The following is a 10,239-nucleotide window of genomic DNA, read 5'->3' on the forward strand; positions in this document are numbered from 1 at the left end:
AGCTGCACGGGGTTTACTTACGGTGCGAACGTGCCCGGATGGGCTGACGTGATGTTCCGCCTCCTCCGCCAGACGCAGGGCGCGTCAGGCTGTGCGGCGGGCGGTCTCAGCTGACTGAAACGCGGAACAAAGGCTGATTAATCTGATCTTCAACAAATCGCTGTTCGACGTCGCTCAGCGCGCGGAAATGCGTTGAAAACCGACGAATACAGTTCATCAGATTGGTTGTGTTGGTGAAAAACACCGGGCAAACCGTGCGAACTTCATTCAATACGGGCTGAATGAGCGGGGTGAACGCATCGAGCTTTCCGATTTCCTTAAGGTCGCTTTGAATCAGCTCCTCATGCTCCGTCAGCGGGCATACGGTCACATCAGGGGAGTCATACAGGACGCGCAGCGTGTCCGGATATTCCCGCACTTTACAGTCAAACGCGTCTTCCAGTGCCGGTAACCGGCTGACGCTGCGCGCAGGAGAAAGCAGCCGCTCTGGCTCGACAGTGGCAGCGGTATAGTATTCGGTCTGCTGCCGGATAATCCCGGCAGGATCGGCACGGCGCCAGATAGCCAGTTCGCGTGCGGACGGCCTGTCGCCGGCATTCACGGTCAGGCGAGGCTGACAGGATGCTGGTATCCAGTTTCTGGCCTCGGCGGGGGTTTTATCCTGGAAGGGGGTGTTAAAGACGCCGCTCCACAGGTGAATAACGTCTGTTACCGCATCGTCATCACCGACGATGTGCATGTGCACGCGGTGTACGGACACCTCCCCCTGGACGGCCCAGCGGGTTATTACGGTCATGTCCGTCACGTTAGTATCTGTATTTAGCAAAATACCGTGAATGGCTTTGCGGCCTTTGTTGCGACAGACGTAATGCAAGCGCTTATTAGGCGACGGGAACCTGACTGTGATATCTCTTTCAGCATGAAGGAGCAGACCTAATTCAGGAATTTTCACATCAATTAAGTTAACTGAGATATCAGAGTAATTAAGATAAAAAGAAGGAGTCAGATGAATTAACATTTTTACGCCTCTACCATTTAACATTGAGCGATTGAGAGCCACCTCGTACTAAGGCAAAACTAAAAGAAACCAAGAAACCCAAATAAAAACAACAACATAATCCGTTGATAAATGAACAATCGATCTGGCTAGAATGTTAGAATTTATCATCTGTACTACCCCATGCATGTCCTTGAACATCATATGTACTGTCAAGCATTGGTAGTCCTGTTGAAGGATTTACTAAGCCGGTCGCATATTCCGATGAATGGGGGGCTATAGGCGATAATGAATGATCTGAATCAGTAAAAATAGATGCCCCCCCTCTGGGATTACCAAGCACATCAATATCTGAGTTAAACATTGGTAGACCATTAACGGGATTTATGTCATAACCATTATCTTCATTCATTACAGCTCTATGTGAAATGTGAACCTGTTGAATTCTGAGCAGGATAAAATCTCTTGCGCAAGCTAAAACCTTTATCTCTTTCCTAAACTTAATCCATAGGGCGATCATCAAGACAATAAAGGCCATAACAGGGAAAAGATAAGCGCTAAAATATGGGACATTTAACCCCATGCAGATAAATGAAAAAATCAAAACTGATACTAAAACCTTTGAGGCGCGCCCCGTCCATTTTGATATTTTCCCTTTAGAAACAAAGCTCCGTATTAATGATGAGGAGCCCGCATAAACTGACATATAAGTCAGCACTGGGATAATTAAAAATGTAAACACAATGAAGACTAACAGGCTAGCGAGGCTGTTCCCTCCAGAATCCTCTATCATCAAAATTTGTAAAGCAACAACCGCTACCCAGCAAAAAATCATTACCAACGGTATTTTTTTTAATCCACTAAAAAGCGGGGGTAAAGGATTAGTATCTTTACCCAAACGCAACTTACCTAAAACATACCTTTGCGAAATATTCATTTACCACCCCCTATTCATCTTTCTTTTTTTGTGAATTTCACATAATCGCCAGGAAAGAAGGTATCCTGATTTTTATCAGCCCCAGCTTTGTTTGCTGAATATTGATTTGAACTCTCCGTAAAATCGCCCATACGAGAAGCGATGGCACCGTCGGTCTGTTTTTTTCCTTCATTAAGCTGCTGTTGCGCAGCGTTTGCCTTATTCTTGACGACCCCCTGCTGAGCTTCAACCTCATTACTTATGTCTGTGCGAATATCGTTTCTGGCTAATGCGGCATCGATACTCTGGTTCGCGCTGTTATATGCGCCACCAAACTGTGCGCCTGCGGTATTTGCCGGTGCGCCCATGCCTTCACCCGTGCCTCCTGAGTGACGTGCATAGTCTCCGTCAATATGGCTTTGTAGCCTCTCGGCAAAGAACTCCTGAACCAGACCATCGCGCTGCTTCTGAATGCCTTCATCAGACGTGTTAGTAAGGATAGTTTCGGCATTTCCTGGTGCTCGCTTTTGTGCCCATTTCACGAACTGCTGCGTGTAGTTGTCACGCGCGCCTGCGCTGAGAGTTTCTGTCTCAGAAGCCATCTTCTGCAATTCATGTGTATGCGACTGACTGGCCGTGTACTGAGCGTATTTGCTGTCAGAGGTTGTAATGCCGGAAGAAATCTGGTTCATCAGGCCGGCCGCATTGTTATCAACGTGCTGGCCACTGTAGGTCGTGCTGTAGTTACGCAGTACATCCATACCCTGACTGAAGTCCTGCGATTCGCGCGCCGAAATTGTCTGCGAGTTATCGTTCCCTCTTTGTCCGCCTTCGCTCGTTTGAGATGTGGAACCGGTACGAGCAGTAATATCAGCACCACCATGAACATCTCCCTTAAGTGATGCACCGATAAGCCACTTACTAGGTTTGCCCCATAGAGTTTTACTTGAATCCATCCCAGCTTGAACTCTCGTCCCAATATTAGCTGACTCATTCCGGGCTTTATCTTCAAGCTCAGAGTAAGCCTCATTAAGGCTGATATGGTTGCGGGTCGCATAGTCCTGCGCCACGTTCTGCATTTTGTTAACGCGCTCCGCATCGGTGATACTAATGCCGGTTGAAGCCGACAACGTTTTCGAATCACTGTTGCCGAACTGCTCATGGAACTGTTTGAGCAGCGAGCCAGTTTCCTGAACCGCGTGGTTGTAGCCCTGCGCCGCCATCTCGGTCTGCGCCATGCTGTCGCGCACCGATCGCTGCGCAGCACTTGCCAGGTTATGGTCAAGATGCAGATCCACTGGCAGGCGGCTGGTTGCGCCGGACGCGTCGTACACTGTCTGTCCGTCCTGTGTCAGGGTACGCATGGCACCATTGCCCAGCTGCATGGTTGTGTTGCCGTCGCGATAAACGCGGTTCAGGTCGGTTTTGTGCCCGTTGATATTATCCATCTGCACGTTACCTACGCTCACGTTGCCCAATGCCACCGCACCAGAGTCTGCCGCCGACGCGCTGCTGAGCGCGCTGCCCAGGCTGGAGCTGAGGCTTGCAAAACTCTGGCCCAGCCCGGTAAACAGGCGGAACGCCAGGAACGGAATGGACAACATCAGCCAGCCGGCGATTCCTGCCGTGGTGGTGCTGGTTTCCATCAGACGATTCATGTTAGAGAGCGTCGGGCCCGTGGCGTGAAAGCTGCTCTGCGTGCTGTAGTTCACCGCAAAGTTAAAAATAGCGAACATGACCGGCCACAGCATCAGGCTGCCCATAAAGTTCAGGTAGCTCTTGATGACGGACCAGGCAATTTCCCGCACGTAGAGCGCCAGCGCCATGACCGGAAAGATGCAGATGCAAAACAGCAGGAGCACCGTGTGCAGCTGCGGCAGCACCTCCGTTGCGATGGTATAGCTCACCGAGTGCGACAGTCGCAGCTTCATCAGTGCCTGCTCGGATGCAATGTCCACCATCGAGGCGGTATCATTCATGCTCTTTACGTAGCTGTTCAGTCCGCGACGCAGGCCCGCAACGGCGATGTTCTGCATCATGATCGCCTGCGCTGACTTGCTGCTGCGGAGGAAGTACTCATAAGACCCGGCCAGCTGCTCGGCGTATGCCGTCTGCGGTGCGTTGTTGCCAGGCAGCATGCGAGCCGCGTGCGCCATGAACGTGCTGCCGGTATTGTTACTCTCCGCCGCCAGCAAATTTTTCAGACGTGGCGCCGCGTCCCGACAGACCATAAATGTGGTGCCGCTGGAATCACGCCAGTAGATGGCGCGCAGCGGGCTCGGGTTGCTGAAAATCTGAGCCTGCACGTCCTCAGATTCCATCACGTCCTGCATGCTGTACTTGTGGTTCAGCATGATGTCCGGCACCACGCAGTTTTTCGCGTATTCCCCCATGTTGTAGGCCAGCACCGGGTTGCGGCTGTCGATGGTGAAGCTGTCCTGCAGTAGCTTGCTCGCGAACAGCATCCCGGTTTTGGTGTAGGATCGCTCGTCCGGGAAGTGAAAAATGTCTTCGTATGTTGTCGTGAGCGTGTAGCCCACGCCCGTCATCAGATACAGCGGCATGGCCAGCCCCACCGGCACGTTATCTACGCGCCCGATGGTGTCCGGGGCAGTCAGATCGTTGACCACCACTGTGACCTTTGGCGTCAGCAGCAGTGCGGTGACCATCACGAACGTTAATCCCCATCCAAACATCGCGCTCAGGCTGTGAGTACGCAGGTAGGTCATCACGCAGAAGGCAATACCCAGCACCTCCGCCACCCAGACAGTGGTTTTCCAGCCGCCGTTTTCCATCACCGTAGCGACCGCGTTGAGGCCCATCGTGATCATGCCGCCGGAGCTGACCACCCATATATCAAGCGCCATATTTACCCCCCAAACTGGTAGTTTGACAGCACGCTGTCGGAAACGGATGAAGAGAGCTGCTGGCGCGTTTCGGACAGGCTGCGGTCATATTCAGCCAGCCCGTTCTGCTGCACCTGAATGCGCGCAACGCGCTGGCTCAGCTCGTTACGCACCTGACGCAGGTTCTCGCGAAAGTGCTTGTTCTCCTCTTCGGTATCGAGCGTGCCCGCTGCCCCGCTCGCGGCCACATCAATCAGTCCGTTGATATAGGACATCACCATGTCGGCCGCAATGTACTCCGCCAGGCTGCTGACCACGCTCTGATCCATGCCTACTGACGCAGAGTCAATGGTGTAGCGCAGGATACGCACGCGGGTGCTGCTGATAAGAGCTTTTTCGTTATCGTTAAGCGCCGTGTCGGTACGGCTCTTATCGAAAATGTCGTTGAGCATGTCGCGCACCCGGCCGGTCATGCCCTCGTCCTCCGAGAGCGTAAGCTCCGCGATAGTCGGCGACAGACAGGTATTATTGTCGTTGCAGCGGTAGATTTTCTCGGTGCCGCCGTTCAGGAGCGTGTTGAACATCGACTCGCTGCCCCCGCGCGGCTGAAGGAACGTCGGGTTGCCGTTCGCGTCATAAATCACCGTGCCGACCATCGACATAATGAACTCCTTCAGCGCGCGATCGTTGCTGAAGAACTGATTAAGCTTTGTAAACGTGTCCCAGGTCAGGTTACGGTTACGCGGGATGCGTTTTTTCTCCTCGTCGGTCGCCTTGTTGAACACATTGTTGGTTTCCCCACCTACTCCGCAGCCCTGCCGGGACGCTGCCCAGTCAGAGAACACGTCGTGTTTGGTGCCGAGGTCCTGGCAGATTTGCGCGCTGGCCGCCTGGGTTTTTGGCCACAGGCCGCCGACAATAGACTGCGCAGCCTGACAGGTGGAAATGTTCATGTTGTTGGTGTCTGCCGCGAGCTTCTGCAGGTAGTCCTTGACGGCCTTACACTGCGGGCAGATGGTTTCGAGTCCGAGGTCAAAGGCGTAGCCGGCGGCATTGCTCAGGATCTGCTTACCCATGATTTTGATGCTGTCGCTGTTAATGAAGCTGAATGAGCCAAGATAGGCATCTATGCCGCCGCAGCCCGACTTGATGTCAGGGAGCGTGACCGAGATCAGCTGGATATTGCGCACCGGCGTACGGATAAACAGGTTGCCGCCGGTCAGATAGCCCGCCGACTGACCCTGCCAGGCAGCCGCCTGCGTATAATTACCGCCGCCACCGCCCATCTCGTTAAAGAACTTGTTAATATCCTTCTGCACGTCTGCATTCACTGCGGCGGAAAACAGCAGACCGGCTGAAATGCCGGCATTCAGCGCAAACTTACTCATCACAGCACTCCCAGGCGCACGGCCAGCGCAAAAGATTCGTCCAGGCGCTGCTTCAGCGCCTCCTCACTCATTTCTCCCTGCGACAGCGGGATAGTCACCAGCGACTGCGTGTTGATAATGAAGTCTGTAGGGGTCGCCTGCGGCAGCTCTGCAAAGAAGTCCTTCAGGATGCCGTCGTTTACTGGCATGACCTTCGGGAACACCGCATCGCCCTTGCCGTCAAAGCTATAAACAAACACGCCGATGCCGGTCTGCCCGGACACTGACTTAAGGATCGGATTGAAGTGGCGGCAGTATGGGCAGTCGGAGCGGATAAAGTGCACAATCTGCCAGTGGCCCACATCCACCCGGCGGCCGTCGCTCAGGTGATACCAGACCGGCTTTGCTGTCTGCGACCGTGCTTCGGGTGTATCCGCAGTCGGGGCGCTTTTCCCTGACTGTGCGGGCGCGTCTGCGCCCTCTTTCGCCTGCTCCAGGCGGGCAATGTCGTCAATCGTGCTGGCCGTAGCCAGCACCGGCGTAAGCATCAGCAGTACGGCAAAGAGTTTTGACATCATGGGTTAATCCTCAGGCTTGAAGTCGGTAACGATGTTGAGCATGCGGCGCGCCAGGTCGTCCTGGGTGATAAAGCCGTAGGCCAGCGGCTGATACTTCTTCGTGCGTGGCTCAACCAGGTAGATGGCCGGGAAGTGTTCAATCTTCATCTTTTCCGCCTGCCCGCCGTTCTGCCGGGTGTCCGGCAGGTCCGGGCTGGCGCGTCCGTCCACGGTTACGGGAATAACGGTCAGCCCGTACTGCTCGCTGAACTCTTTCACCACGCCGCCAAGCCGGTTATCCAGCGGCTCGTTACCGCGATAAAAGAAGAAAATACCGTAGCGCTGGTTGACGTAGCGGATAGCTGCCTGCTGCTTCTGCCGCTGCCCGGTGTACTGGATGTTGGCGGTGCCGTTGTAGAACGGGTGCTTCAGGCTATAGTCCAGCTCCGGGTAATCCAGCAGCACCTTCTCCCAGCGCGAGGCGAACATGCTGGCCTGATTGACCATCCAGTCCTGCACGATTTTGTAGCGCCGGATGTTTTCAGTAGAGGGGTGCAGAATTGCCTCGTTCATAAGGTTGTCGCGAAACGCCTGCAGACGCTTCATCTTCTGCGTAGGCGTCTCTGGCGGCGCGGCAGGCAGTGGTACTGGCTGTTCTTCCTCGTCCTTTTTTACCGGCTCGTTGTACCAGTACCAGCCGACAGCCGGATTGTAGTGATAGCCATTGGGCTTTGTTTCCTCTGCCGCGTGCAGCGGTGATACCGCCAGCAGCAGCGCGAGGCCGATGCGTTTTCTCACGCTTAATCTCCTGATTTGAGACTGTTCTGGATGTCGGAGGTGATACGCTGGTTAAGCGCGTCCTGATCGGGGAGTTTGATGTTGCTGTTCAGGTCGTCATAAAAGTCGCTGAAGTCGATGTGATCGAACCTGATACCCTGCAGCTCAGCGACCTTTATTCCCCGGCAGTCCGGGCTTTCACCCAAGCCGAAGCTGATGCCCAGCTGGTCGCGCCGCCCCTGTTCCTGCACGATGCGGGCAAGCTTGCTGTCAAACACGCAGTAGCCCTCTTTCTTCTGCAGGCAGACCCCGAGCACTTTTTTTGAGCAGTAGGAGCCGACCTTCACGACCAGCTTTTTCTCCTTGCCGGTGCCGATTTCCTTCTCTTCGGTGTTGCAGTGCGCCAGCCCCGCACTCTGACCCCAGCCCCCGCTTTTACAGCAGTTGCTGAAGCCCGCCGCGCTCTGGCGGCAGGCCCTCGCCTTGCCCGTAAACGCCGTCACCGCGTTAGGGTCCATGCCTGCGAAGTCCTTGCCCGCAGCCGCGAGCGCGGCCAGCTGTGATACCGCCATTTCAAAGTTCTGATTCTGGCCCGCCTGCATCGCCGAGCAGCTGCCGTCCGAGCAGTAGAACTCCGAGCCGCAGACGTAGCCGGTGCTTTTCACGGTATGTGCACACTGCCAGGTCAGCTTGCTGTAAACGCAGAGATTGCCGATTTTCTGGGTACATGTGCGTGTGCCTTCGCTACAGTTCGGGTCGTCGATAAATGGCTGGCAGGTATTCGTGTCGTCTTCGAAGACATTCCACTGAGTGGTGTAACCCCAGCAGTCGCTGTAGACGCTGTAGGCATGTCCACCCACCGTCACTGAACGGGTGCCGCCCGGGTCGCTGCACACCTCGCTTATTTTTACGGCGTCGCCCATGTCAGAAGGGCAGCTGTCGGTCCACTCGATTCCCGTCTGAACCGTGTCGCGTACTACCTTTATGGGGAGCGTGATACGCAGCACCTGCGTGCCGTTCGCAAGAGTATTCATGGTGCCATCCCGGCCGGACTCATAGTGACCGTCAGTGTTATAGCGAAACAGCACGCTGATAATCTGTCCCTGCGAGACCTTCTGAGCAGGAATGCTGAGGGTGCCGGAATAGTTGATTTTGGTTTGAATCGTCTGCCCAAATACCTGAAGGGAGTAGTCCAGGCGGTCACCGTGATAGCCCGGCGCTTTTGGGTAAAGGAACTCCCAGGTGCCGCTGCTGATGATGCCGTCTTCCGGCACGACAAAGTCATATTGCATCCACCAGTTATCCAGCTTCCTGCCGGTCACATCCCGGGCGTTGAGCACCAGTTCCGTGCTGTACTCGTCGTACGAGCCGGTCGTCACAATGGTTGCCTTACGCGTGCACAACTGCGAAAGCGGGGTGGCCATTTCACAGCTGTGCGTGGTGTAAGTGGTTTTGTTCAGCTCCTGCGCCACGCACTGGCTGCCGTTCACGCCGGTTATGGCGTTGGCGTTTTCCCGGATTTCGTCGCTGTACTTCATCATGTCAGAGTCGTAGCTGAGCTTATCGGCCGGGTTGTTCACGTAGGATTCGCGCGCGGCCTGGCCTAAATCAGACTCGCTCAGCTCCGTCTGCCCTTTCACGTCAATGTTTGATGATGTCTGGGTCGGGCCGCTGTAGTAGCCGCGCTGCGGCGCATCTGAGCTGTAGTTGTCGAAGTAGCCGTTCGGATCGGCGCTGGTCGTGCCGTTAGCAGATTTGCCGGCGTTAATGCCTTCCTGGTTGGAGGCGTCCATCGACGCTGCCTGGACACCGACCGACAGGCAGGTCAACAGCAGCCCCCGCAGCAGAGTGCGGATTGCTATTTTCATCAGGGAGTTCCGGAGAGGTCAGAATAATGGCCCGCCGCAGCGGGCAGGTCTCTGTGCTTCAGCATGCTGAAGCACGATGTCTGATAAACCATGCCACTACAGAGCTGATCAGGGAAAGCTGCACGCTGGCGTTGTAGAGCGCTACCAGAGTGCGGTTAATTTTATCTACCCATACAGACTGAGGAACAGCCTGTCGGTGGCATTTAGTAAGGGTTGTATCGGGACCCGACAGCAAAACGTCTGCGTCAGCGTTTTTTGCGCATATCCAGACCTGTCCGGCTGGTGCGTCCCGAATCAGTTGTTCAGCGCCTTTAAGTAACCCCTCACCGATATTTCCTCCGTTTATCCATATGAAGAGCAGCACGCCCAGAATAACCGGGTGTATGACGAGCGTCCTGAGCAGAAAATAAGTAGCCGGTGTTAAATACGCAGCAGCTTTATCAAGGCAGGCGCGCCAGGAGCGGTTCAGTAAAAACATTCTCATTACCTCTCATCAGTGTTGCGGCATTCGCCGCGCGTCTCAATCATATTCAGCGCCTGATCCAGCGCGACGTTGCCATACACGATGTCGAAGCGGTCGCCGCACTTCTTCACCAGCGCCGGCACCTGCTTCACGCCGTAGCGGTCAAAGCGCACCGGATCTATCTGCACGCCGCGCACCTTATAGGTGCTGACCATATACATCATGTACTTCGCGGTCTGCTCAATGCTGTCGCCTACCAGCCCCCGGAAGTAGACCGGAATGTCCCGGGCTTCAGCCGCCTTCATCAGGATGGCCATCTCCTTTTCGGACACAGAAGCCGACAGGAAATAGGCCGTCTCGTTTTCTGTGCTGCCGACCTGCGTGCCCTGCGGCGCGTATTCCGCCTGCGCCGCCAGCGCCGCCGTCAGGCCAGCGGCAAGCCACAGCA

9 protein-coding genes are annotated in these 10,239 nt (G+C 55.0%); all 9 read right to left on the bottom strand.

The features are described from left to right. Positions 1-106: 106 nt before the first annotated feature. Positions 107-1,018 (bottom strand): DUF6012 family protein, encoded by a 912-nt coding sequence (locus BBB56_RS21990; protein ID WP_123803049.1) that lies wholly within the window; start codon positions 1,016-1,018, stop codon positions 107-109. A gap of 136 nt (positions 1,019-1,154) precedes the next feature. Continuing rightward, positions 1,155-1,934 carry a hypothetical protein gene (locus BBB56_RS21995; protein ID WP_123803050.1) on the bottom strand — a complete coding sequence of 260 codons (780 nt, stop codon included), beginning with the start codon at positions 1,932-1,934 and terminating at the stop codon, positions 1,155-1,157. A 14-nt stretch (positions 1,935-1,948) separates the two neighbouring features. Further along, positions 1,949-4,780 carry a conjugal transfer mating-pair stabilization protein TraG gene (traG, locus tag BBB56_RS22000; RefSeq protein ID WP_123803051.1) on the bottom strand — a complete coding sequence of 944 codons (2,832 nt, stop codon included), beginning with the start codon at positions 4,778-4,780 and terminating at the stop codon, positions 1,949-1,951. Positions 4,781-4,782: 2 nt separating this feature from the next. Next, positions 4,783-6,147, bottom strand: coding sequence for a conjugal transfer protein TraH (locus BBB56_RS22005; RefSeq protein WP_123803052.1), 1,365 nt, complete (start codon positions 6,145-6,147; stop codon positions 4,783-4,785). After that, a complete protein-coding gene (gene trbB, locus BBB56_RS22010) occupies positions 6,147-6,704 on the bottom strand; it encodes a type-F conjugative transfer system pilin assembly thiol-disulfide isomerase TrbB (RefSeq protein WP_123803053.1) in 558 nt (185 codons plus the stop codon). Before trbB ends, BBB56_RS22005 begins: the two co-directional genes overlap by 1 nt. A gap of 3 nt (positions 6,705-6,707) precedes the next feature. Further along, entirely contained in the window at positions 6,708-7,481 is a 774-nt protein-coding gene (gene traF, locus BBB56_RS22015; protein ID WP_233593090.1) for a type-F conjugative transfer system pilin assembly protein TraF, read from the bottom strand. Positions 7,482-7,483: 2 nt separating this feature from the next. Then, a complete protein-coding gene (locus BBB56_RS22020; RefSeq protein ID WP_123803054.1) occupies positions 7,484-9,328 on the bottom strand; it encodes a conjugal transfer protein TraN in 1,845 nt (614 codons plus the stop codon). 58 nt (positions 9,329-9,386) lie between these two features. Continuing rightward, positions 9,387-9,806 (bottom strand): hypothetical protein, encoded by a 420-nt coding sequence (locus BBB56_RS22025; RefSeq protein WP_123803055.1) that lies wholly within the window; start codon positions 9,804-9,806, stop codon positions 9,387-9,389. Between the two features lie 5 nt (positions 9,807-9,811). Then, positions 9,812-10,239, bottom strand: a 428-nt coding sequence (gene trbC / locus BBB56_RS22030; protein ID WP_369409924.1) for a type-F conjugative transfer system pilin assembly protein TrbC, incomplete at its 5' end; no start/stop codon positions are given.

Source organism: Candidatus Pantoea deserta, from assembly GCF_003813865.1.
Classification (GTDB): Bacteria; Pseudomonadota; Gammaproteobacteria; order Enterobacterales; family Enterobacteriaceae; genus Pantoea; species Pantoea deserta.